We start from the raw sequence: 26,510 nt of genomic DNA, 5'->3' as shown, positions 1-26,510 counted from the left end.
GGTGCAGATGAGATCATGCTTCAACACGCCTTCTTCAACCACAGGCGCGGATCACTTCTCAGGTCTGCGTCCGGCGAGAGTGCAGCGCAGAGATCGGCCATCGCCGCGAGGTTGTGAATCGGCCTGAACGAGTCGACATGCGGCAGCATCGCCCGGATACCGCTGGCCCGCGCCTGAAAGGCATCGAAGCGCAGCAGCGGGTTGAGCCAGACGAGCTGGCGGCAGGAGCGATGCAGCCGGTCCATCTCGAAGGCGAGCTCGCCGTCGAGATGTCGCTCCAGCCCGTCGGTGAAGAGCAGCACTATAGCCCCGCCCGAAAGCACGCGCCGAGACCAGACGCGGTTGAAGCTGTGCAGGGCATCGGCAATACGGGTGCCGCCCTCCCAGTCCGGTGCTGCCCTGCCGGCAAGTGCCAGCGCCTCGTCAGGGTCCCGCGCCCTCAGGCTACGCGTGACATTGGTCAAGCGCGTGCCGAAGACGAAGGAATGCACGCGCCGGCGTTTCTCCGTGATCGCGTGCAGGAAATGCAGGAAGATGCGCGAATACTCTGCCATCGAGCCCGAGATATCGACGAGGGCGACCACGGGGGGATGTATCTCGGCGCGCTCGCGAAATGCGAGGTCGATCGAGCCGCCTCCACCCCTGAGCGAACGCCGGAAGGTGCGGCGTGGGTCGATCCGCGCGCCGACATGCGAGGACTGGAAGCGCCGCGTCGGCACGGTGTCTCGCGGCAGGCGCAGCTCGGACATCAACTGCTTGGCCCTGGCGATCTCCGCTGCACTCATCTGGGCAAAGTCGCGTGACTTCAGCATTTCGCGATCGGAGACGGTCAGGCGCGCCGAAAGCTCGGTCAGTTCGACCGGGGGGTCGTCTTGCTGGTCTTGCGGCGGAGCAAATGCTTCAGCGACCCGCAATGCGCCGGCTTCCGCCTTCTCCGGCCGACTATCTGCCCCCGGAGAGACGGGGGACATTTGCGCCATGATCTTCTCGATCAGATTGCGCCGCCGCCAGAACAAGCGAAAGGCCTGGTCGTAGATCACGCTGTCCTCGTGCCGCTTCACGAAGATCGCATGCAGCGCCCAGTAAACGTCGTCGCGTGCACCGAGCGCACCATCCGCCAACGCCTCGACGGCCTCGACCACCGCCCCCGCACCAACGGGCACACCGGCGATGCGAAGCGCCCGCGCGAAGTAGACGATGTTCTCAGGCAGCTTGCCGGTCACGAGGTTCTCGCCGTCACGGTAGATCACGCTGGGTTTGGGCGAGTTCGTTCAAACTCAGAAAACGTGATCGATTCTCATAGTTTAGAGCATGCTTTATGCGAAAAGCCGTTGCCACTTTTTCGCAGCACGCTCTAGACGCAGATCGCCGGCCATGGCTTGCCGTACGATCACGCTGCGGTTTCGGTCATGAAGACTTTCTGCGCAATGACCCATTTGCCATCGACTTTTACAAAGGAGAGCAGATCCGTGAAATAGCGCGGCGGCATCTGGCACTTCACCTTCACCAGAGCCAGGGCCGAGCCTACAACATCGATGGTCAGGATATGGTCGCTGCGCTCCATCCCTGCAGCCTTCGGAGACTGGCGGTTGCGCACGGCCTCGAACCATTCGGCGCGCGGCACGATCTTAAGTTCGCCGTGGAGCGATTGGGTCAGCGCGCTCGTCGGATGAAAGATCTGGTCCAGCTTGCCGACATCGCCCTCATAGAGCCCGTCGAGATAAGTCCAAGTTGCGGCTTCGATCGCCTTGATGTCGTCGTTCATCGCTTGCTCCATCATGCGCGGGCCAGTCCCGGGCATCCACCCGCTGCGACGCGAATGAAGGGACAGACCTGGGTGGGCACACAAGGCATGCCCTTAAGGCAGGCGCGCCTATCCCCGTGCTTCCGCCTTCATCTGGTCCAGCAGTTCCTTCACCTTCGAGCCCTGCATCGCCTGGATGTCGTCCTGGTATTTGAGCAACGCCCCCAGCGTGTCCGAGACGATCGCGGGGTCAAGCGCGACCGCGTCGAGTTCGACCAGCGCACTCGCCCAATCGAGTGTCTCGGCGACGCCTGGCGCCTTGAACAGCTCCTCCTTGCGGATTGCCTGCACGAAAGCGACGACCTGCTTTGCCAGCTTGACCGGGGCCTCCGGTGCGCGCGCCTTCAGGATGGCAAGCTCGCGGGCCGTGTCGGGATAGCCGACCCAGTGATAGAGGCAACGGCGCTTCAGCGCGTCGTGGATTTCGCGTGTGCGGTTCGAGGTCAGGATCACGATCGGCGGCTCGGCTGCCTTGATCGTGCCAAGCTCGGGAATCGTCACCTGCGCGTCGGCCAGAACCTCGAGCAGGAAGGCCTCGAAGGCCTCATCGGTGCGGTCGAGTTCGTCGATCAGCAGGATCGGTGCTCCGCCCTCCTGCGGCTCCAACGCCTGCAAGAGCGGGCGCTTGACCAGATAGCGCTCCGAGAAGATGTCGGATTCGAGTCGGGCACGATCGCCCGCAGCGCCACCCGCCTCCGCAAGACGGATCGCCATCATCTGGCCCGCATAGTTCCACTCATAGACGGCGGACGCGAGATCGAGCCCCTCATAGCATTGCAGCCGGATCAGGCGCCGCCCGAGCGCGGCCGCCAGCACTTTGGCAATCTCTGTCTTCCCCGTACCTGCCTCGCCCTCCAGCAGGAGCGGTCGCTTCATGCGCAGTGCCAAATAGAGCACAGTCGCCAGCGCCCGATCGGCGACATAGCCCTGCGATTGCAGGAGGGAGAGCGTGGCGTCGATGGAACCGGGAGTTTTCAAGGGATTCTCGCGACGAAAGAGCAGAGCCGGTCAGGCCGCAGCGATGGCTTCGATCTCAAGAAGCCAGGCCTCGTCAAAGATCCCAGCGATGACGACGGAGAGCGCAACCTTCCGGTCGCCGAGGATCTCCTTGCGCGACTGCCGGCTCTCCGCAGCATAGCGGCGGTCCGAGAGGAAGGTCGTGACCTTGACGAGGTTGTCGAGCGTCATGCCGCCAGCGTGGAGTTGGGCCTCAATATTGCGCCAGACCAACCGTGACTGCTCGGCAAAGCTCTCCGGCACCGTTCCGTCGCGCGTGCTCGGGATCTGCCCGCTGATGTAGAGCTGTCGGCTCGCGCCCGAAACCAGCAGGGCCTGGGCGTAGCCGCCGGCTGCTTCGGGCGCTTCGGGCGCCGTGATGACCATCTTGTCCATGTTCCGCTCGCAACCAGCCAATCAGCAAAAATCCTCCCCTGTGTGGGGGAGGATTCAGTCGCAGGTCAATCGGCTTCGGCTATTTACCCGTTGCCCTGGCAACCGCTTCCCGTGCCATCACGCCGATCAGATGGGCCCGATACTCGGCATCGGCATGCATGTCGGCATTGATGCCCTTGGCCGTGTGCTTGATGCCATCGAGAGATTTCGCCGCGAACCGAGCCTTCAGAGCGGTCTCGGCCTCCGGCCAGCGGAAGACGCCGCCTTCGCCGGCGCCTGTCACCGCGACACTGACTTCCGAACCACGTTTGGCGACGAAGACGCCGACCAGTGCATAGCGCGAAGCCGGGTTGCGGAACTTGGCGTAGCCTGCCTTCGACACCAGCGGAAAGGAGATCCTGACGACAATCTCGCCCTCCTCCAGCGCGGTCTCGTAGAGCCCGGTGAAGAACTCTTCGGCCGCGAGCTTGCGCTTATTGGTGACGACGGTGGCGCCGAGCGCCATGAGCGCCGCCGGATAATCCGCTGCCGGGTCGTTATTGGCGACAGAGCCGCCGATCGTACCGCGATGGCGCACATGCGGGTCGCCAATATGCGAGGCCAGATAAGCCAGCGCCGGAATCGCCTCCTGGACGACAGCCGAGTCCGCGACTTCGGCATGGGTCGTCATCGCACCGATGACGACATTGCGCCCCTTGCGCTCGATCCCCTTGAGATCGGCGCAACCGCCGAGATCGACGAGGTGGGTCGGCGAAGCGAGGCGCTGCTTCATGGTCGGCAGCAGGGTGTGCCCGCCGGCCAGCAGCTTGGCATCCTCCTTCTTGGCGAGGAGTCCAGCGGCCTGACGCGCCGTGGCCGGGCGATGATAGGTGAAAGCGTACATGCTGTTGTCCTTTCAGATCACTCGGCGGCCATTCGCTTGATGCTTTTCTGCGCTGCGCGCCAGACCACCTGCGGCGTGGCCGGCATGGTGACCTCCTCATGGCCGAGCGCATCGGTGATGGCATTGATCACGGCCGGCGGAGCCGCAATCGCGCCCGCCTCGCCGCAGCCCTTGATGCCCAGCGGGTTGGACGGGCATGGCGTCACCGTCATGCCGACATCGAAGGACGGTAGATCGTCCGCACGCGGCATGCAGTAATCCATGAAGCTCGCGGTCACGAGCTGGCCGTCCTGATTGTAACGCGCCCCTTCGAGCAGCGCCTGGCCGACGCCCTGGGCAATGCCGCCATGGACCTGGCCCTCAACGATCATCGGGTTGATCACGATGCCGAAATCGTCGACGGCCGCCCAGCGCTCGATCCTGGTGATACCGGTATCGGGATCGATCTCGACCTCGCAGATATGGACGCCGGCCGGGAAGGTGAAGTTCGTCGGATCGTAGAACGCGCCTTCCTTCAGCCCCGGCTCGAGTTCCTGCCCGTTGAACTTGTGCGCGATGTAGGCCTGCAGTGCGCAGGAACCGAAATCGAGCGTCTTGTCCGTGCCCTTCACGCGGAAGTTGCCATCCTTGAAATCGATATCGGCCTCATCCGCCTCGAGCACATAGGCGGCGACCTTCTTGCCTTTGGCGATGACCTTGTCGACGGCCTTGGCGATCGCGGACATACCCACTGCGCCCGAGCGCGAGCCGTAGGTGCCCATGCCCATCTGCACCTTGTCGGTGTCGCCATGGACGATCGAGACATTCTCGATCGGGATGCCGAGCCGGTCGCTGACGAGCTGGGCAAAGGTGGTTTCGTGGCCCTGGCCATGGCTGTGCGAGCCGGTCAGCACCTCGACGGTTCCGACGGGATTGACCCGGACCTCCGCCGATTCCCACAGGCCGACGCCAGCTCCCAGCGAACCGACCGCAGCCGACGGCGCGATACCGCAGGCCTCGATATAGGAGGAGAAGCCGATGCCGCGCAGCTTGCCGTTGCGGGCCGAGTCGCGCTTGCGCTTGGCGATCCCCTTGTAGTCGATGACCTCCAGCGCCTTCTTCATCGAGGCGGCATAATTGCCGGTGTCATACATCATGATGACCGGGGTCTGATGCGGGAACTTCGTGATGTAGTTCTGCATCCGGAACTTGGCAGGATCCTTGCCCAGTTCACGCGCCGCAATCTCGACCAGGCGCTCGACCACGAAGGTCGCCTCCGGCCGGCCGGCGCCGCGATAGGCATCGACCGGAGCCGTGTTGGTGTAGACCGCGTCGACCTCGCAATAGATCGCCGGGATATTGTACTGGCCCGACAGCAGCGGGGCGTAGAGGTAGGTCGGCACCGAGGAGGAGAAGGTCGAGAGGTAGGCTCCGAGATTGGCCGTCGTCTTCACCCGCATGCCGATGATCTTGCCGTCCGCGTCGGTCGCGAGTTCGGCATGAGTGACGTGGTCACGACCATGCGCGTCGGAGAGGAACGCCTCGGTGCGGTCCGAGGTCCATTTCACCGGCCGGCCCACTTTCTTCGCAGCCCAGACGCAAACCGTCTCCTCGGCATAGATGAAGATCTTGGAGCCGAAGCCACCGCCGACATCCGGCGCGATGACACGCAGCTTGTTCTCGGGCGCAATGCCGATGAAGGCAGAAAGCACGAGCCGCGCGACATGCGGGTTCTGGCTGGTGGTGTAGAGCGTGAAGGCCCCCTCGCCCTGATCGTAATCGCCGACGGCTGCGCGCGGCTCCATCGGGTTCGGCACCAGGCGGTTATTGACGAGGTCGAGCTTCGTCACATGCTTGGCCGCCGCGAAGGCCTTTTCCGTCGCAGCCTTGTCGCCGAGATGCCAGTTATAGACCGTGTTGTCGGCGGACTCCGCGTGGACCTGCGTCTTCGAGGTCGCAGCGCTTGCCGTGTCGACCACCGCCGGCAGCACGCCGTAATCGACGCTGATCGCCTCGGCCGCGTCTCTGGCCTGCGCCAGTGTCTCGGCCACCACGACCGCGACATGATCGCCGACATAGCGGACCTTGCCCTGCGCAAGCGCCGGATGCGGGCCGGCGCGCATCGGCGAACCGTCCTTGTTATGGATCATCCAGCCGCAGATCAGCCCGCCGATCTTATCGGCGGCGAGATCCTCGCCTGTGTAGATGCCAAGCACGCCGGGCATCGTCGCGGCGGCCTTGGCGTCGATCCTGTTGAGAGTGGCATGGGCATGCGGCGAACGCAGGAAATAGGCGTAGGCTTGGCCTGGCCTGTTGATGTCGTCGGTGTAACGGCCCTGACCCGTGATGAAACGGTGATCTTCCTTGCGGCGGACAGCGGCGCCGATTCCGGTTGCGGACATGGTGTTCCCCTCCTCGCACGGCGCCTCTGGCGGACGCCTCATGGCTTGAGAACCGGCCAGCGCAGGAGCGCGCCGGCCGAAGGTGTCACTCGGCAGCCTTGCGCGTCGGCGTCTCCGCCTTGCCCATCGCCTCTGCCCCGGCGGCGATCGCCTTGACGATGTTGTGGTAGCCCGTGCACCGACAGATATTGCCATCGAGGTCATCACGGATCGTCGCTTCATCGAGCGAATGACCACGACGGTTCACCATATCGACCGCTGCCATGATCATGCCCGGAGTGCAGTAGCCGCATTGCAGGCCGTGATGCTCGCGAAAGGCCTCCTGCATCGGATGCAGGACACCGTTCAGGGCGAGCCCTTCGATTGTCGTCACCGCAGCGCCGTCGACCGAAAGAGCAAGCGTCGTGCAGGATTTCACGGCTTTGCCGTCGAGATGGACGACACAGGCGCCGCATTGGCTGGTGTCGCAGCCGACATGTGTACCGGTCAGTCGTAGGTTCTCGCGCAGGAGCTGCACCAGCAGGGTGCGAGGATCAACATTCGCGGTGACGGCTTTGCCGTTCACCGTCAACGAAACCGTGGCCATGAGCACATCTCCTGTGACCCTACGTCCGGCGTCCGGCCAATGACCCTCCCAGCCACTGAAATCCGGAGCCGGAGCCGTTCGCGAAACTTCTAGCCTCATCAGGCAGTTTTTTCTTGGAACAGCTCGAAACGGAATGTGGACCTGGGATTTTGCGCGGTCAAGCGCGATAGCGCCAAGATGAAGCGCCGATTTTGCGACCTTTGAGCGCTGTTTTCGCCAATCATTCTTGCTGCACCGCAACAGACACAGTCATACGAAAACCGGCGCTGCGACTGTCTGCATTCGCAGAATGTTAACGCCGGAGATCCCAGCTTTGCTGATCGCTATCGAAGCTTTGGTCGGGATCATGAACGCGTCGGTGTCGACCATCTCTGATCAAATCCAGCGGCGCCTGCGCGCGATCGGCTTCGACGAGGCCCAGCGTGAGCGCCTGCGAAGCTATCGCCCCATTGTCGACCGGGTCATCGAGGGCCTCGTTGCCAAGGACTTCGCCCGCGCCTTCGTGATCCATGCTCCCCTGCGCGGCACGGTCGAGCCAGTTTCCGAAACGCTCTATCCGGCCGAGGCCGCGCATTTCAAGCAGCTGTTCGACGGAGAGTTCGGCGAGGCCTATTGCGACTCGATCGAGCGGTTATGCGTGCTGGAGCGCGTCGCCAAGGTCGGTCCGCGTCCACGCGTCTCGATCGCCTTCGCGTTGTACCAGGCGATCTCGGTCGCCAGCCGCTGGCGTCTCGCCCTGTCCCCGAAGAAGGTCGGCCGCGATCTCTATATCATCGAGCGAATCCTGACCTACGACATCAACACCGCAATCACGTTCGACCAGCAGATCGAGGCTGGCGAGGCGGAACGGCGCGGGGAGGCCCTCGACAAGGCCGCTGCGCTGATGAAGTCCCGCATCGGTCAACTCGATACGACGATCAGCGGCGCAGTCGAGCAATTCGTCTCGACCTCGGGCGAGACGGCTGAAGCCACCACCTTCATCAAGAACCAGATCGGCAGCCTCGCCCACGCCTCCACCCTCGTGCGCGAGAAGGCGCTCCAGACCGCCGCCGCTACAGAAGAGATGTCGGCCAATATCGCCGAGATCGGACACCGCGCCCGGCAAAGCCTAGAAATTGCCAATCGGGCCGTTGACGACGCGGAGGCGATGAATTCGGCCATCGCAAGGTTGCGCGAGGTCACCGGCAGCATCGGCACCGTCGTCGGACTCATCGCCGATATCGCGGCACAGACCAATCTGCTCGCGCTGAACGCCACCATCGAGGCCGCACGCGCCGGGGAGGCAGGCCGCGGCTTCGCGGTCGTCGCCTCCGAAGTGAAATCGTTGGCCACTCAGACCGCGAGCGCGACGCAGGATATTGCCCGGCAGATCGCCGAACTGGCCGCCAGTGCCGAGGTCTGTGGCGTCCGCTCTGCGTCGATCGGGAGGACGATTGGCGAGATCAGGGGCGATTCCGAAGCGATCTCGGACGCTGTCGCCCAGCAAAGCTTCGTCACGACCAGCATCGCCCGTGATGCGGCCGAGGTCGCAAACAGCTCCGACGAAGCCATCGCCAGCGCGACCGCCGTCAATGACGGCCTTGCCACGACGGCAAGAGCGCTCGAACGTGCCAACACAGCCGCATCGGACATCGCACTCCAGATCGGAGCGGCTGAAGCGACAGTCAGCGAGGCTCTCGCGTCGCTGCGCAAGGCCTCCTAGATCACCGAACCGGATGGTGTATCCCGGTTCGGTGATCTAACCTCCTATGTTTGCATCGGCTTTTAGGCGCGCTCAGCCTTCGCTGACCGCCTTGGCGAAATTCGCAAAGAATTCGTCGGCAAGCTTCTTCGAGACCGAATCGATCAGACGGGAACCAAGCTGCATCAGCTTGCCGCCGACCTGCGCCTCGACCTCGTAACTCAGCAATGTCTGTCCTGCTTCCGCGTCACTGAGCACCACCTTGGCGCCGCCCTTGGCGAATCCGGCGATCCCGCCCTCGCCCTCGCCCGCGATCCGGTAGCCGTTCGGCGGATCGAGATCGGCAAGCTCGACCTTGCCGCGAAAGGTGGCCTTCACCGGCCCGAGCTTGACCTTCACCACCGCCGAGAAATGCGTATCGTCGTCCTTGGTAAGCTGCTCGCAACCGGGAATGCAGGCCTTCAACACCTCGGCATCGTTGAGCTTTGCCCAGACCACGTCCTTGCTGGCGGGTAAGGTGACCTCGCCATTCATCGTCATCGCCACGGCGTCACTCCTCCATCTTGGCTGCGCCGAACGGCCCATGTTGCGGGCGAGCGCGCCTCGGGTCTATCCAAGAACCCATTGGCCTATCCTTGATCGGAAAGCGCCAGCCTAGACAAGGGGAGCGAGCCTGCATTGCGCCACGCATTTCTGAACACGCGGAGCCGCCATGACTGACCTGTCCGGTCTCTATGGCGAGCTCTTCGCCGATCACGAGATGGCAATCCTGTTCGAAGACAGGGCGCTTCTGCAAGGCATGCTGGATTTCGAGGCCGCGCTCGCCCGCTCCGAAGCGGCCGTCGATGTCATCCCCGCGGCCGCGGCCGACGTGATCGCGGCAGCCTGCAAGGCCGAACTCTATGACAGCGGCGCCATCGGCAGGGCCGCGACGCTTGCAGGCAACCCTGCAATCCCGCTGGTCAAGGAATTGACCGCCCGCGTCGCCGCGGTCGATCCGGAAGCGGCCAAATGGGTGCATTACGGCGCAACCAGTCAGGACGTGATCGATTCCGGCCAGGCCCAGCAATATCGTACGGCCTACCGGCTGATCCTCCGGCGCTCCGCCCGCCTCGCCCACGCCCTCGCCGAACTGACGAAGCGCCATCGAAACACCCCCATGATCGGGCGCACCTTCCTCCAGCATGCCGTGCCGATCAGCTTCGGCGTCAAGGTGGCACAGTGGCTTGGGCCGATCGTTCGCTTCCACGACGATTTCATGATCTACGGCCAGGCTTCGCATCAGTTGGGCGGAGCAGCCGGCACCCTGGCCTCGCTCGGCGACAAGGCTGAAGCCGTGCTCCAGAACTTCAGCAGGACGATGCCGGCCATCGGCGCGGTCCTGACGCCCTGGCACACGGAGCGGCACCGGCCGGCGCGGATCGCGGCCGAGCTTGGCATCGTCATGGGCCATCTCGGCAAGATCGCGCAGGACACGGCGCTGATGGCGCAGACCGAGATCGGCGAACTCGCCGAGCCGGAAGCACCCGGCAAGGGCGGCTCCTCCGCCATGCCGCACAAGCGCAACCCGGTGCTGTGCACGCTGATCCTCGCCGGAGCGAAGCGCGCCCCGGGGCTGGTCTCGACCATGCTCGCGGCGATGCCGCAGGAGCACGAGCGCGCCATGGGCGGCTGGCATGCCGAATGGCGCACGCTTGCCGAACTCTTCGTCATCGCCGGTACGGCACTCCATCAAAGCGTGGCGCTGATCGAGGGCCTGCAGGTCTTTCCAGAGCGGATGCGGCAGAATCTCGAGCTCACCCACGGCCTGGTCATGGCCGAGCGTGTTTCGCTCGCGCTCGCAGCGTCGATCGGCCGGGCCGAGGCTCATCACCTGCTCGAGGAGGCGAGCCGCGACTGCGTGGCCAGCGGCAGGCATCTCAAGTCCATTCTCGCCGAGCATCCGGCGCTCGCCGGCCGCCTTGGTGACAACGAACTCGACATCTTGTTCGATCCCGCGACCTACCGGGGAGCGACCGACTGCATCATCGACCGGATACTCGCGCTCTACGAAGAAGAGCGCGAGTATATGGACTGACATGCTGGAACTGACCGACGAGGAACGGGCGATTGCCTCCGGCGCGCGAGGCGGCGGCTCAGCGATGGCCTTGCGTATCGTCGCCGAAGCCGCGCGCCTGATGGGTGCGCAGAGGTTGATCCCCGTTGCCTCGGCCCATATCGACGGGGCGCTCTACCACGGCGATTCCGGCACGCTCTTCGCGGAGAAACTGGCCGAGGGCGGCGCCAGGGTTGCTGTGCGGGCGACGCTGAATGTCGGCTCCCTCGCCCCCGCCGGCTGCGCCGTGATCCGCCTCGCCGCGCATCAGCGCGATATGGCGGCTCGCATGATGCGCGCATATGAGGCGATGGGCTGCGAGCCGAGCTGGACCTGTGCGCCCTACCAGGCCGGACACCGGCCCGCACAGGGCAGCGATGTCGCCTGGGGTGAGTCGAACGCCGTCGTCTTCTGCAACTCGGTGCTGGGCGCGCGCACGAACCGCTATGGCGATTTCCTCGACATCGCCTGCGCGATTGCCGGGCGCGCCCCGGATTATGGCCTCCACCGCACCGAGAACCGCGTCGCGGAGTTGCTGCTCGAAGTCGGCGGGCTCTCGAAGGAGCTGCGCCGGTCGGATGTATTCTATCCCGTGCTCGGCACCTTTCTCGGGCGCGTTGCCGGGAGCACGGTCGTCGTCATCGACGGGCTTCAGGATTGTACGACCGAGGACCGTCTCAAGGCGCTCGGTGCGGCTGCTGCCTCGGCAGGGGGCGTCGGCTTGTTTCATGTCGCCGGTGTCACGCCCGAAGCTCCTGATCTCGCCACGGCACTCGGGCATCGCCCCTCGAAGCAGCGCATCACGCTGACGCATCAGGAGGTGCAGGCGACCCTTGCACGGCTCTCCACGGCAGGCGCCACCGACCGTATCGACGCCGTCGCGATCGGCTCGCCGCACCTTTCCCTGAAGGAGATGGGTGAGCTGGAAAACCTGCTCGCGGACCGCACGCTCTCTCGCCCGCTTTACGCCAATACCGGTCGCCACGTGCTCCAACCTTTGGAAGCGCAGGGCCGCCGCAAGCGTCTGGAAGCTGCCGGCGTCATCTTCGTCGTCGACACCTGCGTGGTGGTGACGCCGATCCTGCCCGAGATCGAAGGCGCGGTGCTGATGACGAACTCAGGAAAGTTCGCGCAATATGCACCGGGCAATACCGGCTACGCCGTGACCTACGGCTCGCTCTCAGAATGCGTCGAGAGCGCTGTCGCCGGTCGCCTCGTCAGGGAGCCCCGGACATGGTCTTGAAGGGCGAAATCCTGATCCCGGGCGGCGATGTGAAGGGCGAGTGCCTGGTGCTCAGCGCAGCAATCAGCTTCTGGGGCGGCGTCGATCCGCGCACGGGCATGATCATCGATGCGCGCCATCCCGAGCGAGACCGCACCATCGCTGGCACCGTGCTCGCCCTGCCTGGCACGATCGGTTCGTCCTCGGCCTCAGCCGTGCTGCTCGAACTCGTCCATGCCGGGAACGCGCCCGCCGCTATCCTCATGGATGCGCCCGATGCGATCCTGCTGCTCGGCCTCGTCGTTGCGCGCGAGATGGGGTGGCCGACGCCGCCGGCTCTGCGGCTACCCGCATCGCAGCAAGCGGCGCTTGCAGGTAAGACGCTTCTGATCAGCAGCGACGGCAACATCGCGGTACAATAGGCCAGGGAGAGACAGGACGATGCCGATCGAGACCATCCGGGGCGAGCCCTTCAATATCCGCTTCGACGGGGCTGAGGACGCACCTGTCCTGATGCTCTCGAACTCACTCGGCACCGATCTGCACATGTGGGATCCACAGATTCCCGAATGGACCAAGCAGTTCCGCGTCCTGCGCTACGACTCGCGCGGCCATGGCAAATCGACGGCGCCGGACCAGCCCTATTCGCTGGCCGAGCTCGCCGACGACGCGATCGGCATCATGGACCATTTCGGCCTGGACAAGGTGCACTGGTGCGGCGTGTCCATGGGCGGAATGGTCGGGCAATGGCTCGCGACCCATGCCCCCAGGCGGCTCCACCGCGTGGTGCTGGCCAACACCTCCGCCCGGATGGGACCACCCGATCTCTGGAACGGCCGCATCCGCAATGTCCGCGCCAATGGCATGGGGCCGCTGGTGCAGCCGACGCTGGAACGCTGGTTCAGCCCGGGTTTCCGCGAGCGCGACGGAAAGACCGTGGAGGCCGTGAGTGCGATGCTCACCACCACGCCACCGCTCGGCTATGCCGGCTGCTGCGCCGCGATCCGCGACATGGATCAGCGCGAAGCGATCTCGGCAATCGTCCTGCCCGTGCTGGTGATTGTTGGTGCGCTCGACCCGGCCACGCCGCCCGCCGTCGGCCAGCAGATCGCTGATTCCATCCATGGTGCAGAGCTTGTCACGCTCGATGCCGCCCATCTCTCCAATCTGGAGCAGCCCGAGGCCTTCGGCCGGGCCGTTCTCGACTTCCTGAACACCTGAGGAGGCCGCCATGGACGACGCCACCCGCTATGCCAATGGCATGAAGACCCGACGCGCCGTGCTTGGTGAGGCCTATGTCGACAAGGCCAGTGCCGGGGTCACCGAGTTCAACCGCGACTGGCAGGAGTTCATCACCCGAACGGCCTGGAACGACATCTGGAATCGGCCAGGGCTGATCAAGCGCGAGCGCTCGCTGATCGTGCTTTCGATTGCAGCCGCACTCGGCTCCTGGGGCGAGTTCCGGATCCATGTCCGTGGCGCATTGAACAACGGATTGACGCGCGACGAGATCAAGGAAGTGCTGATGCAGGCGGCCATTTATGCCGGCGTGCCAGCAGCCAATCACGCCTTCAAGGAAGCGGCCATCGTCTTCGCCGAAATCGACGAGGAAGCCGGAAAGGTCTGACGACCCTTCAGACCTCTGAGAAACCGCGCCGCCGGTAGACCAGGCCGCTGCCCTGGCCCCGGCCGCCGATCGCCACGACCTCTCCGATCAGGATGCGGTGGGTCGCGACACGGTGCACCTCGATCAGCCTGCAGTCGAAGGCGACCAGCGAGCCGACGAGTGCCGGCGCTCCGGTCACGAGCGTCGTCCATTCGGCCGTCGCGAAACGGGCCTCGCCTTCGATGCCCCGGCGCCGCGCAAAGATCTCGGCGAGGTCCCCGTCGTAGCCCGCCAGCGTGTTGATGCAGAAAGTCCCGCTCGCCTCGATCGCGGCGAGCGTGCGGCTGATGCCGTCGACACAGACCAGCATGGTCGGCGGCGCGTCGGACACCGAGGCGACCGAGGTCGCAGTCAGGCCCGCGCGGCCCGTCGTGCCCCGCGTGGTGACGATATGCACGGCGCTCGTGACCTGCGCCATTGCCTGACGGAAGGCCGGCGCATCAGGAATGGCCGTCACATGGGGCACCGCCTGGAACGTCTTGGTCATCAGCCCGATCTGCAGGAATGGAAGTCTTCGCCGGCTGATGTAGGGATTTTCCGGCGCGATGGCCAGCGCACAGCCGCAATGTCATCCCGTCATGGGCGCCACGGCCCTCGAAATAGATATATCAATGGCGCGCGCCACTCAATTCTCAGTCGCGGCCGAGCGTCGCCAGCATGCCGGCGCGCAAGTGCTGCATCAAGGCATCGCTGGCTGCGCTCGCGGCGGCAGGATCCTCCGTCGCCAGGGCCTGGGCGAAGGCGACGTGATGCGCCGCCGCCGGCACCAGATCGTCCTCACGCTCGAAATAGTACCAGGCGCGCCGGATCAGGGCCTGCAGCGGCTCGACGGCGCGTGTCGCATAGGGGCTGCGTGCGGCGGTAGCGACCGCCGCGTCGAGCTCCTTGTCGAGCCGCATATAGGCATTGGCATCGCCGGCCTCTGCTGCAGCTCGCATTGCGCGCGCCTTCTCGATGATGACAATGCGCTCGCGCGGGCTCGCCCGCTTCGCCGCATCCGATGCGATCAGCCTTTCCAGCACCTCCCGCGCATCCAGCGCCGCCATGATGTCGATGGCGTTGATGCCGGTGACGACGACGCCCTTGCGCGGCAGGATGTCGACCAGCCCCTGCTGAGCAAGGCGGATCAGGGCCTCGCGAACCGGCGTGCGTCCGACCCCGACGAGGTCGATCAACTGGGCTTCGGTCAGCACCGCGCCGGGCCTCAAGGAGAGTGTCACGATCGCCTCCTCGAGACGGCGATAGGCGGTCTCCGAGAGGCTTGTCGCAACGCCGGGCTGAACACGCGCATCCATCTCGGGAGACAGCTGGGTTTCTTCGTTGGAGCGCATGCTCATTTCGCTCCCCAGGGACGGAAGGCGAGAATTGACGCGACGTCCAACATTGATATATCACCATGACCGATACGGGCTGGCCGCAGCCGCAATGCAATCTGCAAGCGAAACGTCCTCACACGCAAGAAGCATTCTGCGATGACGAAATGCATCAGCGCCCTGCCTTCCGTGCCGCCAGGTTCACGCCCGCTGACGAGTTCGACATCGCCGAGATCGCTCCGTGCCGATCGGCTCGCGGCGCATATCGGCGTCGACACGCCAAATCTGGCCGCAGGACCGAGACCCGAGCAATCCGTCACTGGAGCCATCCGCGGCTCGACGTCGCGGCGCGACTCGGCCAGAACATCAAGCTGGTCGAGGCGGCGGTGATCAACTCGCGTGATCGGCACGATGCATCGCACGGGAGGGGGAGGAGCCCGCCCGCCTTGCGGCCATCGTCACGGCAGCGGAAGCCACGTGGCTAGCCTGCCGAAGCTCTGCCCCACCCCGGGAGGTACCGTGGCCTTTACCTGCACGACACCCGCCGTTCCAACCGTCCAGCAGGACGACGAGACGATCCGCATCACTCGCTGGGATTTCGAGCCCGGTGCCGTGACCGGCTGGCACAGCCATGGCTGGCCCTATTTCGTCATCATGCTGTTCGACGGCACGCTGCGCATCCATGACGGCACGAAAATCACCGACGTTCCGCTGGCTCAGGGCCAGGCCTATATGCGCCCGGCCGGAATCCAACATGACGTGATGAACGGTTCGGACCACCCGATCGCCTTTATCGAGATCGAGGTGAAGAAGCCGGGCGCGCTGAAGGAGCTCAGCCTTTCATGAAGATCGCGATCGTCGGAGCAGGCATTGTGGGCATCGCCACTGCGCATGCCCTGCTCGATGACGGTCACGAGGTTCTCATCATCGATAAGGAAGGGCCGGCCTTCGGCCCTTCACGTGGCAATGCCGGCTGGATCGCGCACACGGACATCCTGCCGATTGCGAGCCCGAAGAACCTGCGGCACGTGCCGAGGTTCCTGGCTGATCCGCTTGGACCGCTCGCCATCCGCCCTGCCTATCTGCCAAAGCTCCTGCCCTGGCTGGTCCGCTTCATCCTGGCCGCGCGGCCAGCCGCCTATGAACGCTCGATCCAGGGCCTCGGCGCCCTGCAGCAGCGCGCCTTGCCGGCCTGGCTGAAGCTGGCCCAGACCACGAATCTCAGCCGCCACATTCATCGCAATGGCGGCCTCTACGCCTTCACCGACAACGCCGCCTTCGGGGAAGCTCGGCGTATCGCGCAGCGGCAGGCAGAATTTGGCATCAAGGTCGAGATGATCGGGCCTGACGTGCTTCGCCAACTCGAACCCGCCCTGAAGGACCGCTTCGTCGGCGCTGCATTCCACCCCGAGACCGCCCATATCAGCGATCCGCTCGAACTGACGCTCGCCCTGTTCGAGGCGGCGCTGGCACGCGGCGCCCAATTCGAGAAGGCCGAGGTCAGCAACCTCTCGATGGCCGCGCGCCCTGCCCTGATCGGCCGCGACGGCTGGCAGCGCGTGGTCGACCGCGCCGTGATCGCCGCAGGAGCCTGGTCGAGGCCACTCGCTGCGGCTCTTGGAAACGCTGTGCCGCTCGAGACCGAGCGCGGCTACAATGTCAGCTTCCCCGGCAGCACTGGGCTGACATCCCGGCCCATCGGTTTCGAAGGGCATGGCTTCGTCATGACCCCGCTCGACAGCGGCTTGCGCATTGGTGGCGCGGTCGAGTTCGGTGGCCTCGATGCACCACCCAATCACGCGCGCACGCGGGCGCTCTATGACAAGGCCACCAGCCTCGTCGACGGCTTGCCTGCGTTCGACAGTGGCCGTCTCTGGATGGGTTTCCGGCCATCATTACCGGATTCCCTACCGGTGATCGGCAAGGCAGCGCGCAACCCAAGCGTCGTTCTCGCCTTCGGACACGGCCATTACGGCATGACGCAATCTGCGGTCACCGGTGGTCTCGTCGCCGATCTGATCGCCGGACGCCCGTCGGAGATTGATCTCGGCCATTTCAGCCCGAACCGGTTCTGAGGGGCGGCATGGCTGATCCCGACCTGATCATCCATATCAATGGTTGGCCGGGCTGCGGGAAACTGACCATCGGCCGCGAGCTGGCGAAGCGACTGGGCGCCCGCCTCCTCGACAATCACACCATCCTCAATCCAGCCGAGGCCCTGTTCGACAGGGGCGACCCGCTCAACCATTCCCTGCGCAAGGCCCTGCGATCGACGATCCTCGCCCATGCCGCGCAGATGAAACCGGGCACGCCGCTGATCCTGACCGATGCGCTCTCGGACGATGCCTTCGACGCCGCCGTCTTCGACGAGTACCGCACTCTGGCAGCAGCGCGCAGTGCCACGCTCGTTGCAGTCGTCCTGGATTGTTCACCCGAACGCAATGCCGAGCGGCTCGTTGCAGGTGACCGGGCCGCCCGCCACAAGCTGACCGACCCCATGGTGCTCGCCTCGCTGCGTGCCAAGTACCGATTGCTCGGAGCCCCGGGGCCGCCTCTGGTCGAACTCGACGTCACCGACCTCGCACCCGAGGCTGCTGCCGCGATTCTTGCCGAGCGCTGTCGCTCAGTGCTTGAATTGGGCCGCGGGAACGCGAAGCAGGCGCCATGATGGTGTCGGGCGCCCCCCTTACATCCCCCGCGCAGGACCAAGCCGCCAAAGGCGGAGGCCAGGCCATTATTATACCTTCGATCGAGGGCTGGCCCTGGATGATCGGCGACACCACGATCGTCACCGACTACCGCGATCCGCGGACCCGCGGCTGCAAGGTGACAGATCGCACCCGCCAGCCCCTGCCAACACCCGTTTTACTTGCACGAAGGAAGATGCTGCACCGCACAACAGACAATCATCTTGCGCCAAATTGGCGCTGCACTGCACAGAATTCTGCCTGTTTCGAGAGCAAGCGGTCCGAGATTGCTTTTGACAGAAATATGGCATGGGTGGATTGTCGCAGGCGCAAGCCATTGGTAGCTCTGCATAGCAATCGCATCCCGCATGCGTCGGCGTCATGCCGGCGAAGAGAACGGGAGCTGGTTCGAGGGGTTAGACGTCGTCAATGGAAGTATTCCTCCAGCAGCTCATCAACGGGCTGACCCTGGGGTCGATCTACGGCCTCATCGCCATCGGCTACACGATGGTCTTCGGAATCATCGGCATGGTGAACTTCGCCCATGGCGACGTTTTCATGCTCTCCGCGTTCATCGCGCTAATCTTCTTCATGCTGATCGCCTCCTGGTTCGGCGCGGGCCTCATCGTCCTGGCATTGATCTTCGTGCTGGTGCTGGCGATGTTCTTCACGTCGCTGTGGAACTGGGCGATCGAGCGTGTTGCCTACCGGCCGCTGCGCGGTTCCTTCCGACTGGCCCCACTGATTTCGGCCATCGGCATGTCGATCTTCCTGACGAATTTCGTCCAGGTCGTGCAGGGCCCGCGCAACAAGTCGATCCCGCCGATGCTGAACAAGTCGATCACGCTGATCGACAGCGCGACCTACTCGGTCCAGATCTCCTACAAGCAGATCGTCATCATCCTCACCACCGCGATCCTGCTCGCCGCCTTCTGGTTCATCGTGCAGAAGACCTCTCTGGGTCGCGCCCAGCGCGCCTGCGAACAGGACCGCAAGATGGCCGGCCTGCTCGGCATCGATGTTGACCGGACCATCTCCATCACCTTCGTGATGGGCGCAGCGCTCGCCGCCGTCGCCGGCGTTATGTACCTCGTGCTCTACGGCGTCGTGAACTTCGCCGACGGCTTCACGCCAGGCGTGAAGGCCTTCACCGCGGCGGTTCTGGGTGGCATCGGCTCACTCCCCGGAGCCGTGATCGGCGGATTGCTGATCGGCCTGATCGAAGTGTTCTGGTCCGCCTATTTCACCATCGACTACAAGGACGTCGCCGCCTTCTGCATCCTTGCGGTGGTGCTCGTCTTCATGCCGTCCGGCATCCTCGGTCGTCCCGAAGTCGAGAAGGTCTGACGCATGGCTCCCGTCACACAGTTACCGGCCGCACGCCAGCTCGACATGATGAAGGCGCTGAAGGAGGCCGCTTTCGCCGCCGTCGTCACCTTCGGCCTGTGCATCCCCATCATCGCCTGGGGCACTCGCCAGAACCTCGACAACGTCCTCGTCCTCGATCCACGTTGGGACGCCGTCGCCTGGGCTGTTGCGATCATCTTCGTCGGCCGCTTCCTGATGGCGTTGCGCCAGCAGAAGCGCGGCGAAGGCAAATCGGTGGTGCGGCTCCTGCCACATGGCACGATCGGCTTCTTCCAGCGCCATTCGCGCCTGTTCTCGCTGGCCGGGCTCGGCTTTCTCGTCACTTTCCCGATCATTGCCATCACGCTGGCGGGCTGGGGCGGCGCCCTGAAATGGATCGACAATTTTGGCGTCCAGATCCTGATCTACGTCATGCTCGGCTGGGGGCTGAACATTGTTGTCGGCCTCGCCGGCCTGCTTGATCTGGGATATGTCGCCTTCTACGCCGTCGGGGCCTATTCCTACGCGCTGCTCGCCAAGAATTTCGGCCTGTCCTTCTGGATCCTGCTGCCGATGTCCGGGATCCTCGCTGCCTTTTGGGGCATGCTGCTCGGCTTCCCCGTTCTCAGGTTGCGCGGCGACTATCTTGCCATCGTCACTCTCGCCTTCGGCGAGATCATTCGCCTCATCCTGATCAATTGGGTCGAGTTTTCGAACGGCTATGCCGGCATCTCCGGCATTCCGCGCCCGACCTTCTTCGGCATCCCGTTCACGGCCGCCGATGACGGCTTTGCAGCAGTATTCGGCCTCGAGTTCTCACCGCTCTATCGCACCATCTTCCTCTACTACGTCATCCTCGCGCTGGCCCTGCTCACAGCGTTCGTGACACTCAGGCTGCGCCGTCTGCCCGTCGGCCGCGCCTGGGAGGCATTGCGCGAGGACGAGATCGCCTGCCGCTCGCTCGGCATCAACACCACCAACACCAAGCTGACGGCCTTTTCGCTCGGTGCGATGTTCGGTGGCTTCGCCGGTTCGTTCTTTGCCGCACGCCAGGGCTTCATCTCGCCTGAGTCCTTCGTCTTCATGGAATCGGCGATCATCCTCGCCATCGTCGTGCTCGGCGGCATGGGCTCGCTCTGGGGCGTCGCCATCGCGGCCAGCGTGATGATCGGCGGCACCGAGCTCCTGCGCGAACTCGAATGGCTGAAACAGATCTTCGGCCCCGATTTCGACCCGACCAAGTACCGGATGCTGATCTTCGGCTTCGCCATGGTCGTAATCATGATCTGGAAGCCACGCGGGCTGATATCGACACGCGAGCCGACAGCCTTCCTCAAGGAGAAGAAGGCGATCTCGGCCGATATGGTCCAGGAGGGCCACGGCTGATGACATCCCCTCCGCTGCTCCAGGTCGAACATCTGACGATGCGCTTCGGCGGCCTCACCGCCGTCAACGATCTCTCCTTCGCCGCCCGCAAGGGCGACATCACCGCCCTGATCGGCCCCAACGGGGCCGGCAAGACCACCGTCTTCAACTGCATCACGGGCTTCTACAAGCCGACCGAGGGCATGATCACGCTGACCCAGGACAGCGGCGCGAGCTTCCTGCTCGAGCGCATGCCGGATTTCCGGATTTCCTGGAAAGCCAAGGTCGCCCGCACCTTCCAGAACATTCGCCTGTTCGGCGGCATGACGGTGCTGGAAAACCTGCTGATCGCTCAGCACAATCCTCTGATGATCGCGTCGGGCTTCACCTTCCTCGGCGTGCTCGGCATCGGCGGTTACAAGGCCCGCGAGAAGGAAGCGATCGAGAAGGCCAAGTTCTGGCTGGAGAAAATCAACCTGATCGATCGTGCCGACGATCCAGCCGCCGACCTGCCCTATGGCGACCAGCGCCGCCTTGAGATCGCGCGCGCCATGTGCACCGACCCCGTGCTGCTCTGCCTCGACGAACCCGCGGCGGGCTTGAACCCGCGCGAGAGTCACGATCTCAACACGCTGCTGCTCTCGATCCGCAAGGATATCGGCACGGCACTGCTGCTGATCGAGCACGACATGTCGGTGGTGATGCAGATCTCCGATCACGTTGTGGTTCTCGACTATGGCACCAAGATTGCCGACGGCACCCCGGCCGAGGTGCAGGCCGATCCGCGCGTGATCGCGGCCTATCTCGGTGTCGACGACGAGGAAGTTGCCAAAGTGGAAGCAGAGGTCGGACTGTGATGACGGACGCCGCGCCTCTGCTCTCCGTTCGCGGGGCCAAGACCTATTATGGCAAGATCATCGCTCTGAAGGGCGTCGATGTCGACGTGCATGAGGGCGAGATCGTGACGATGATCGGCGCCAACGGCGCCGGCAAATCGACGCTGATGATGACGATCTTCGGCAATCCGCAGGCCCGTGAAGGCACGGTGACCTATGAGGGCCGGGACATCACGAAGCTGCCGAGCCACGAGATCGCCCGGCTCGGCATCGCGCAATCGCCGGAAGGACGTCGCATATTCCCGCGCATGACCGTATTCGAGAACCTGCAGATGGGCGCCGCGGTGCGCGACCTCGCCCATTTCGAAGAGGATCTTGAAAAGATCTGCGAACTCTTTCCACGCATTCGCGAGCGCCTGCAGCAGCGCGGCGGCACCCTTTCGGGCGGCGAGCAGCAGATGGTGGCGATCGCGCGCGCGCTCATGGCGCGGCCGAAGCTGCTGCTGCTCGACGAGCCGTCGCTCGGGCTGGCGCCACTGATCGTCAAGCAGATCTTCGAGGCGATCCGTGAACTCAACCGCACGCAGGGGCTGACCGTATTCCTGGTCGAGCAGAATGCCTTCCACGCCCTGAAGCTCGCCCATCGCGGCTATGTCATGGTCAACGGCGTCATCACCATGAGCGGCACCGGCCAGGAACTGCTGGCGAACCCGCAGGTGCGCGCCGCCTATCTCGAAGGCGGGCGGCACTAGAGCCGCATGACGCATCGCGATTCAGGGCGGCATGCGGTCGACACCAGGCTCACGATCCTAGGAGCACAACGATGCAAGGCATAATCTACGAGGAGCCGACCATCTGGTTGTTCCTGCTGGTCACCGTCATCATGGGCGGCTGGGCGGCCTGGATGACCGGGCGGGCAGTGGCGATGACCTGGCGGCCGGCATTCCAGCTGGTGCTCTATATTCTCGTGCTGGGTCTCTTCGTCCGCTTCATCCATTTTGCCCTGTTCCAGGCCACCCTGCTGACCCTGCACTATTATATTATCGACACGATCGTGCTGTTGGCCTTCGGATTTGCCGGCTGGCGCTACAACCGCGCCCGGCAGATGACGACGCAATATCGCTGGCTCTATGAGCGCACAGGCCCCTTCGGCTGGAAGCCCCGAGAAGGCGGCTAACCCCCTCCGAAAGAGCGAAAAACCACACCGAGCTTGCCGCGTGACAGACCGTCGAAAAAGCGCAAGACTGCATTTCACGGTGGCAACACGCGCCGAGACGGGCCGAAACTTTGGCCCGTTCATAGTGACAATACAGGGGAGTCTCATCTCATGAAGAAACTGCTGTTGGGCGGTATCGCGCTCGGCGCGGTCCTCGCCTTCTCGGGCGTGGCCAATGCTCAGATCAAGCTCGGCGTCGGCGGCCCGATCACCGGCCCGAACGCAGCCTTTGGCGCGCAGCTCAAGAACGGCGTCGAGCAGGCGGTGGAGGATATCAATGCGGCCGGCGGCGTGCTCGGCCAGAAGATCACGGTCTCGGTCGGCGACGACGTCTCCGATCCGAAGCAAGGCGTCTCTGTCGCCAACAAGTTCGTCGGCGACGGCGTCAAGTGGGTGGTCGGTCACTTCAACTCCGGCGTCACGATGCCGGCATCCGAAGTCTATGCCGAGAACGGCATCCTGATGATCAGCCCCTCCGCCACCAACCCCAAGGTCACCGAGCGCGGTCTCTGGAACACCTTCCGGACCTGCGGTCGCGACGACCAGCAGGGCAGTGTCGCCGCCGCCTATCTTCTGAAGAACTTCAAGGACAAGAAGATCGCCGTCGTCCACGACAAGACGACCTATGGCCAGGGTCTGGCGGACGAGACCAAGAAGGGCATCAATGCCGGCGGCGTCAAGGAAGTGCTCTATGAAGGCGTGAATGCGGGCGAGAAGGACTTCTCGGCGCTCGTCTCCAAGATCAAGGCGGCCGGTGCCGACTACCTCTACTGGGGTGGCCTGCACACCGAAGGCGGCCTGATCGTACGCCAGATGCGCGACCAGGGCCTGAAGACCGTGCTGGTCTCCGGCGACGGCATCACCACCGACGAGTTCGCCACCATCGGCGGTCCCGGCGTTGAAGGCACGCTGATGACCTTCCCGCCGGACCCGCAGAAGCGTCCCGAGGCAGCTGCCGTCCTCAAGAAGTTCGAGGCGCGCAAGTTCAAGCCGGAAGCCTATACGCTGTACAGCTACGCCGCCGTGCAGATCATGGCCGAAGGCGCCAAGCGCGCGAACTCGACCGACCCGAAGAAGATCGCCGCCGCGCTCCATGGTGGGCAGGCCGTGAAGACCGTGATCGGCGACATCTCCTTCGACAAGAAGGGCGACATCACCCGTCCGGACTACACCGTCTACACCTGGAAGAAGGGCGCCGACGGCAAGGTGACCTACGTCGAGAATTGATCTCGGCGCCTGATCGACCCTGATCCGACCAGCCCGTCCCGGAGCGATCCGGGGCGGGTTTCGTTTTGCGGCGTCGTCCTACAGCCCTTTGAGGAAGGTCGCGAAACGCAGCAGACCGTCCGGCCAGGGGCCATGCCCGGATTCCGAATTGAGATGGCCGCCATCGCCGGCATCGACGAACTCGGCGCCCCACGCCTCGGCTAACGCTCGTGCCTCATCCTGCGTGCAGTAGGGATCGGTCGTGCTCGAGATGAGGATGGCGGGGAATGGCAGTCTCTCGCGCCGATGCTCGATGAAATCGGGCGCCATGCCGGGGATCGCCTGCTTCGCGCGCTCCGAGGCAGGCGCAACCAGGAACGCACCCGCGACTTCGCCGGGCTTCAGATGTTCCGCCGCATGGGCCACCGCACTGACACCGGCGGAATGGGCGACCAGAACCACCGGCCGCTTGGCTTCGCGGACCGCGGCAATGATCCGGTTTGCCCAGGCGTCCCGGGCCGGCTTGTACCAATCATCCTGCTCGATCCGCCGGGCGGTGGTGAGCTTGGCCTCCCAGCGGCTCTGCCAATGGTCCGCGCCAGAGCCGGACCAGCCAGGAATGATGAGGATGTCGGCGTCGGACGAGCGCATTGCAATCAATCGGGTTTCAGGGCGAGGCCACTCGACAGGGCATGAGCCCAGTCGCGTCTGCCCCGGGACAGGGCAAGGTCAGCCGCAGCGGACCAGTCGTAACGTAGGGCGTGAAACGAAAAGCGCCAGCCCGCGCGGCAGCGCTCGGCAATGCCATAGCGCGCATGCGGGCTTTCCGCCTGCATGACATGCGGAAAGGGCGTGTCATCGTCGTAAGCCGGCAATCCGACGCTGCCGGGATTGAACAGGCTGCGCCGGTCGGAGAGTTCCATCGCCCGTGGGATATGCGAATGCCCGCAGAGGATCAGCGTCGCATCGACATCTGCAAGGCTCGACCGAACCTCTTCATCGGAACGAATCGCGTGGCCATGTGGCGTTGGTCGCTCGGCCAGGTAGACGTCGTCGGCGCTCGGGGTGGCATGGAACAGGGCCACATCCTCCGCGGCGCGCGCCGCAAACGGCAATGACCGCAGCCAGGCGAGATGCCGCTCATCCAGTTGCTCGGCCGCAGCCCGATCCGATAGGCCGAGAGCCTCGCGGGGCCTCTCGGCCAGATAGCGATCATGATTGCCGCGCACCGTCAGCCAGTTCCGCGACATCAGGAAATCGGCCGTTTCGCGCGCTTGCAGCGGCCCCGAGAGGCAATCGCCGAGATTGACGACGATATCGGGCCGGGTCCGCTCCAGATCCTCGACGACCGCCTCGAGCGCACCGAGATTGCCATGGATATCGGCGAGGACGGCAATCCGCATGGGTTCAGGCTACCCCGAAGACGCGCGCGAAGATCGTGTCGACATGCTTGAAGTGATAGCCCTCGTCGAACATCGCCTCGAGTTCGGCAGCCGAGAGCTTCGCCGTCACGTCCTTGTCGGCCTTGAGATTGGTGAGAAAATCCTCGCCATGCTCCCAGGTGCGCATCGCGTTGCGTTGAACCAGCGAATAGCTCTCCTCGCGGCTGGCGCCGGCCTGCGTCAAGGCGAGCAGGACGCGCTGCGAATTATGCAGGCCGCCGAGCCGGTCGAGATTCTTGCGCATGTTCTGCGGGTAGACCAACAGCTTGTCGACGACGCCCGTAAGCCGCGCGAGTGCGAAATCGAGCGTCACCGTGGCATCGGGGCCGATCATGCGCTCGACCGAGGAATGCGAGATGTCCCGCTCGTGCCAGAGTGCGACATTCTCGAGTGCCGGCGTCACCATGCCGCGAACGAGCCGCGAAAGGCCCGTCAGGTTCTCGGTCAGCACCGGATTGCGCTTGTGCGGCATCGCCGAGGAGCCCTTCTGGCCCGGCGAGAAGAACTCCTCCGCCTCATAGACCTCGGTACGCTGGAGATGGCGGATCTCGGTCGCCAGGCGCTCGACACAGGAGGCAACGACGCCAAGCGTCGCGAAATACATGGCGTGACGGTCGCGCGGGATCACCTGCGTCGAGACCGGCTCGACGGCGAGGCCCATCTTCTCGGCGACATGGGCTTCGACCTGCGGGTCGATATTGGCGAAGGTGCCGACCGCGCCGGAAATGGCACAAGTCGCGATCTCGGAGCGGGCCGCAACCAGACGGTCCCGGCAGCGGCTGAACTCGGCATAGGCCTGCGCCAGCTTGAGGCCGAAGGTCACAGGCTCGGCATGGATGCCGTGCGAGCGGCCGATCGTCGGCGTGAACTTGTGTTCGAACGCCCGGCGCTTGATCGCGGCCAACAGCGCATCGACATCGGCGATCAGGATATCGGTCGCGCGCGCAAGCTGCACCGACAGCGTGGTGTCGAGAATGTCCGACGAGGTCATGCCCTGGTGCACGAAACGCGCCTCGGGGCCAACGATCTCGGCCAGATGCGTCAGGAAGGCGATGACGTCATGCTTGGTGACGCGTTCGATCTCGTCGATGCGAGCGACATCGAAGACCGCGTCCCTGGCCTTGGCCCAGATCGTCGCCGCGGCCTCCTTCGGCACGACGCCGAGCTCGGCCAGCTTGTCGGTGGCATGCGCCTCGATCTCGAACCAGATCCGGAACCTCGTCTGCGGCTCCCAGATGGCGACCATCTCGGGACGGGAATAGCGCGGGATCATGGTATGCCTCTCAGGAAAGCGCGCGACCTCATCCCGGACAAGCGGCGAAGCAGCGTCGATCCGAAAGCCATCGCAGCGCGAGACGCACTGCAATGGCTCCGGAGCTTCGCTTCGC

27 protein-coding genes and 1 pseudogene are annotated in these 26,510 nt (G+C 64.4%); 15 read left to right on the top strand and 13 right to left on the bottom strand.

Annotation, left to right across the window (positions count from 1 at the left end; all coding sequences use genetic code 11):
- Positions 1-20 precede the first annotated feature (20 nt).
- The 7 genes from BIWAKO_RS19265 to BIWAKO_RS19235 all read right to left on the bottom strand — a co-directional run bounded on the left by BIWAKO_RS19265 (position 21) and on the right by BIWAKO_RS19235 (position 7,046).
- Positions 21-1,250, bottom strand: a complete 1,230-nt coding sequence (locus tag BIWAKO_RS19265) for a vWA domain-containing protein (protein WP_244523485.1) — start codon at positions 1,248-1,250, stop codon at positions 21-23.
- A 140-nt stretch (positions 1,251-1,390) separates the two neighbouring features.
- Entirely contained in the window at positions 1,391-1,765 is a 375-nt protein-coding gene (locus BIWAKO_RS19260; protein WP_069882626.1) for a nuclear transport factor 2 family protein, read from the bottom strand.
- Between the two features lie 108 nt (positions 1,766-1,873).
- A complete protein-coding gene (locus BIWAKO_RS19255) occupies positions 1,874-2,782 on the bottom strand; it encodes an AAA family ATPase (protein WP_084651588.1) in 909 nt (302 codons plus the stop codon).
- Positions 2,783-2,812: 30 nt separating this feature from the next.
- The gene (locus tag BIWAKO_RS19250) at positions 2,813-3,196 is read right to left on the bottom strand and encodes a RidA family protein (protein WP_069880028.1); all 384 of its coding nucleotides are present in this window, start codon (positions 3,194-3,196) and stop codon (positions 2,813-2,815) included.
- A 79-nt stretch (positions 3,197-3,275) separates the two neighbouring features.
- The gene (locus BIWAKO_RS19245; protein ID WP_069880027.1) at positions 3,276-4,079 is read right to left on the bottom strand and encodes an FAD binding domain-containing protein; all 804 of its coding nucleotides are present in this window, start codon (positions 4,077-4,079) and stop codon (positions 3,276-3,278) included.
- Between the two features lie 17 nt (positions 4,080-4,096).
- Positions 4,097-6,460, bottom strand: coding sequence for a xanthine dehydrogenase family protein molybdopterin-binding subunit (locus BIWAKO_RS19240; protein ID WP_069882625.1), 2,364 nt, complete (start codon positions 6,458-6,460; stop codon positions 4,097-4,099).
- A gap of 85 nt (positions 6,461-6,545) precedes the next feature.
- Positions 6,546-7,046 carry a (2Fe-2S)-binding protein gene (locus tag BIWAKO_RS19235; RefSeq protein ID WP_069880026.1) on the bottom strand — a complete coding sequence of 167 codons (501 nt, stop codon included), beginning with the start codon at positions 7,044-7,046 and terminating at the stop codon, positions 6,546-6,548.
- A 358-nt stretch (positions 7,047-7,404) separates the two neighbouring features.
- Here BIWAKO_RS19235 and BIWAKO_RS36390 point away from each other — a divergent pair, with 358 nt between their 5' ends.
- A complete protein-coding gene (locus BIWAKO_RS36390) occupies positions 7,405-8,748 on the top strand; it encodes a methyl-accepting chemotaxis protein (protein ID WP_141740153.1) in 1,344 nt (447 codons plus the stop codon).
- 72 nt (positions 8,749-8,820) lie between these two features.
- On the opposite strand, the gene BIWAKO_RS19225 is transcribed toward BIWAKO_RS36390, so the two are convergent.
- Positions 8,821-9,273 (bottom strand): SRPBCC family protein, encoded by a 453-nt coding sequence (locus tag BIWAKO_RS19225; protein ID WP_069880024.1) that lies wholly within the window; start codon positions 9,271-9,273, stop codon positions 8,821-8,823.
- Positions 9,274-9,439: 166 nt separating this feature from the next.
- Between BIWAKO_RS19225 and pcaB the strand changes: the two genes are divergently transcribed.
- From pcaB to pcaC, 5 genes are read left to right on the top strand one after another with little or no spacing between them, the layout of a single operon-like run.
- Complete coding sequence (gene pcaB, locus BIWAKO_RS19220) at positions 9,440-10,804, top strand: 3-carboxy-cis,cis-muconate cycloisomerase (protein ID WP_069880023.1); 1,365 nt, start codon at positions 9,440-9,442, stop codon at positions 10,802-10,804.
- 1 nt (position 10,805) lies between these two features.
- Positions 10,806-12,065: an aconitase X gene (locus tag BIWAKO_RS19215; RefSeq protein ID WP_084651583.1), complete on the top strand. Its 1,260-nt coding sequence runs from the start codon at positions 10,806-10,808 to the stop codon at positions 12,063-12,065.
- The gene (locus BIWAKO_RS19210; RefSeq protein ID WP_069880022.1) at positions 12,056-12,466 is read left to right on the top strand and encodes an aconitase X swivel domain-containing protein; all 411 of its coding nucleotides are present in this window, start codon (positions 12,056-12,058) and stop codon (positions 12,464-12,466) included. The genes BIWAKO_RS19215 and BIWAKO_RS19210 overlap by 10 nt, the downstream gene beginning before the upstream one ends.
- Positions 12,467-12,485: 19 nt before the next feature.
- Positions 12,486-13,265 carry a 3-oxoadipate enol-lactonase gene (gene pcaD / locus BIWAKO_RS19205; protein WP_069880021.1) on the top strand — a complete coding sequence of 260 codons (780 nt, stop codon included), beginning with the start codon at positions 12,486-12,488 and terminating at the stop codon, positions 13,263-13,265.
- 10 nt (positions 13,266-13,275) lie between these two features.
- Positions 13,276-13,671, top strand: coding sequence for a 4-carboxymuconolactone decarboxylase (gene pcaC / locus BIWAKO_RS19200; protein WP_069880020.1), 396 nt, complete (start codon positions 13,276-13,278; stop codon positions 13,669-13,671).
- Between the two features lie 7 nt (positions 13,672-13,678).
- Here the strand turns inward: pcaC and BIWAKO_RS19195 are convergent, their stop codons facing one another.
- Together BIWAKO_RS19195 and BIWAKO_RS19190 are read right to left on the bottom strand one after the other, a co-directional pair.
- Positions 13,679-14,197: a flavin reductase family protein gene (locus tag BIWAKO_RS19195; protein WP_069880019.1), complete on the bottom strand. Its 519-nt coding sequence runs from the start codon at positions 14,195-14,197 to the stop codon at positions 13,679-13,681.
- A gap of 145 nt (positions 14,198-14,342) precedes the next feature.
- The gene (locus tag BIWAKO_RS19190; protein ID WP_176733356.1) at positions 14,343-15,041 is read right to left on the bottom strand and encodes a GntR family transcriptional regulator; all 699 of its coding nucleotides are present in this window, start codon (positions 15,039-15,041) and stop codon (positions 14,343-14,345) included.
- A gap of 501 nt (positions 15,042-15,542) precedes the next feature.
- On the opposite strand from BIWAKO_RS19190, the gene BIWAKO_RS19180 reads away from it, so the two are divergent.
- The 9 genes and pseudogenes from BIWAKO_RS19180 to BIWAKO_RS19140 all read left to right on the top strand — a co-directional run bounded on the left by BIWAKO_RS19180 (position 15,543) and on the right by BIWAKO_RS19140 (position 23,701).
- Positions 15,543-15,869, top strand: a complete 327-nt coding sequence (locus BIWAKO_RS19180; RefSeq protein ID WP_069880017.1) for a cupin domain-containing protein — start codon at positions 15,543-15,545, stop codon at positions 15,867-15,869.
- Positions 15,866-17,098 (top strand): NAD(P)/FAD-dependent oxidoreductase, encoded by a 1,233-nt coding sequence (locus BIWAKO_RS19175; RefSeq protein ID WP_069880016.1) that lies wholly within the window; start codon positions 15,866-15,868, stop codon positions 17,096-17,098. Before BIWAKO_RS19180 ends, BIWAKO_RS19175 begins: the two co-directional genes overlap by 4 nt.
- An 8-nt stretch (positions 17,099-17,106) precedes the next feature.
- Complete coding sequence (locus BIWAKO_RS19170; RefSeq protein WP_069880015.1) at positions 17,107-17,691, top strand: AAA family ATPase; 585 nt, start codon at positions 17,107-17,109, stop codon at positions 17,689-17,691.
- Between the two features lie 448 nt (positions 17,692-18,139).
- The gene (locus BIWAKO_RS19165; RefSeq protein WP_069880014.1) at positions 18,140-19,057 is read left to right on the top strand and encodes a branched-chain amino acid ABC transporter permease; all 918 of its coding nucleotides are present in this window, start codon (positions 18,140-18,142) and stop codon (positions 19,055-19,057) included.
- Between the two features lie 3 nt (positions 19,058-19,060).
- A complete protein-coding gene (gene livM / locus BIWAKO_RS19160; RefSeq protein WP_069880013.1) occupies positions 19,061-20,443 on the top strand; it encodes a high-affinity branched-chain amino acid ABC transporter permease LivM in 1,383 nt (460 codons plus the stop codon).
- A pseudogene (locus tag BIWAKO_RS19155) lies at positions 20,443-21,252 on the top strand (ABC transporter ATP-binding protein); the annotation flags it as partial. The gene livM and the pseudogene BIWAKO_RS19155, both read left to right, overlap by 1 nt.
- Positions 21,253-21,278: 26 nt before the next feature.
- Positions 21,279-22,010, top strand: coding sequence for an ABC transporter ATP-binding protein (locus tag BIWAKO_RS19150; protein ID WP_069880011.1), 732 nt, complete (start codon positions 21,279-21,281; stop codon positions 22,008-22,010).
- 71 nt (positions 22,011-22,081) lie between these two features.
- Positions 22,082-22,435, top strand: a complete 354-nt coding sequence (locus BIWAKO_RS19145; protein ID WP_069880010.1) for a DUF6867 family protein — start codon at positions 22,082-22,084, stop codon at positions 22,433-22,435.
- Positions 22,436-22,585: 150 nt separating this feature from the next.
- A complete protein-coding gene (locus tag BIWAKO_RS19140; RefSeq protein WP_069880009.1) occupies positions 22,586-23,701 on the top strand; it encodes a branched-chain amino acid ABC transporter substrate-binding protein in 1,116 nt (371 codons plus the stop codon).
- A 78-nt stretch (positions 23,702-23,779) separates the two neighbouring features.
- Here the strand turns inward: BIWAKO_RS19140 and BIWAKO_RS19135 are convergent, their stop codons facing one another.
- From BIWAKO_RS19135 to purB, 3 genes are read right to left on the bottom strand one after another with little or no spacing between them, the layout of a single operon-like run.
- The gene (locus BIWAKO_RS19135) at positions 23,780-24,331 is read right to left on the bottom strand and encodes an RBBP9/YdeN family alpha/beta hydrolase (RefSeq protein ID WP_069880008.1); all 552 of its coding nucleotides are present in this window, start codon (positions 24,329-24,331) and stop codon (positions 23,780-23,782) included.
- A 5-nt stretch (positions 24,332-24,336) separates the two neighbouring features.
- Positions 24,337-25,083 carry a metallophosphoesterase family protein gene (locus BIWAKO_RS19130; protein ID WP_069880007.1) on the bottom strand — a complete coding sequence of 249 codons (747 nt, stop codon included), beginning with the start codon at positions 25,081-25,083 and terminating at the stop codon, positions 24,337-24,339.
- A 4-nt stretch (positions 25,084-25,087) separates the two neighbouring features.
- Entirely contained in the window at positions 25,088-26,395 is a 1,308-nt protein-coding gene (purB, locus tag BIWAKO_RS19125; RefSeq protein WP_069882622.1) for an adenylosuccinate lyase, read from the bottom strand.
- Positions 26,396-26,510: the final 115 nt, after the last annotated feature.

Origin of the sequence: Bosea sp. BIWAKO-01 (assembly GCF_001748145.1) — a bacterium.
Lineage (GTDB): Bacteria > Pseudomonadota > Alphaproteobacteria > Rhizobiales > Beijerinckiaceae > Allobosea.
The sequence above is the reverse complement of the archived record's forward strand: the minus strand, read 5'-3'. Positions and strand labels throughout refer to the sequence as shown.